Annotated in this window: 1 protein-coding gene; it reads right to left on the reverse strand. The window is 69.9% G+C overall.

Annotation, left to right across the window (positions count from 1 at the left end; translation table 11 throughout):
- Window positions 1–297: 297 nt before the first annotated feature.
- Window positions 298–754: EamA/RhaT family transporter (locus tag AC31A1_RS52155; protein ID WP_489660035.1), on the reverse strand; the 457-nt coding region annotated here is incomplete at its 5' end.

The raw sequence follows: 754 nt of genomic DNA on the forward strand, positions 1-754 counted from the left end.
GTACTGGGCTGCGGCGGCGTTGAAGGAGTGGGCTCGGGTGGCGGGTGAGGGGGGATTCGTGGAGGTGGCCATACGGCCATCGTTACCTGGGTGGGTGCAGGGTGCAGGTGGTTTTTGGTGAGAAATGAAAGAGGGAACCGCGTGACCCGCGCAACCGCGTGACCCGCGGAGTCGCGGAGTCGCGGAGTCGCGCGCTGCCGTACGACCGGCTCTCGCCCAGCCAGAGGGTTCCGCGTGCCCGGAGACCTGCCCGTGCCTGAAGTCCTGCGCCTGGCCCAGAACCCGTGGCCTCCCGCGTCAGGCGCCCCGGCGCTTCTTCGACGGGTTGCGGGTGCGGCGGGACGTGCGCTTCTCGTGTTGGGCCAGTGCCGCCTCGTACTCCTGGCGGTGGAGTTTCTCGCCGGGGGCCTCCACCAGGGAGCGGAAGAAGTAGGCGAGGAGGGAGCCGACGAAGCCGATGCCCAGGAGGCCGCGGAGGGAGGCCTGGCGGTCGGGGTCGGGGCGTTTTCTGAAGGTTTCCCAGGTGTGGCCGAATGCGAGGGCGCTGCAGATCGCGAACATCACGATGACGAGGAGGGTGACGAAGCTGCCTACGTTCGCGATCTGGATGCCCTGGTAGGCGAAGCGGAGGACCAGGCAAGCGGCGGCCGCGGCGGCGAGTGAGCCGGCGGCCGTGGCGACGCGGCGCGCGGTGTAGCCGTTGTCGTGGTTCACCCAGGTGGTGCCGAAGAAGCGGAGGGGTTCGGGGCGGGGG

The organism is Streptomyces sp. P5F9 (assembly GCF_057961495.1).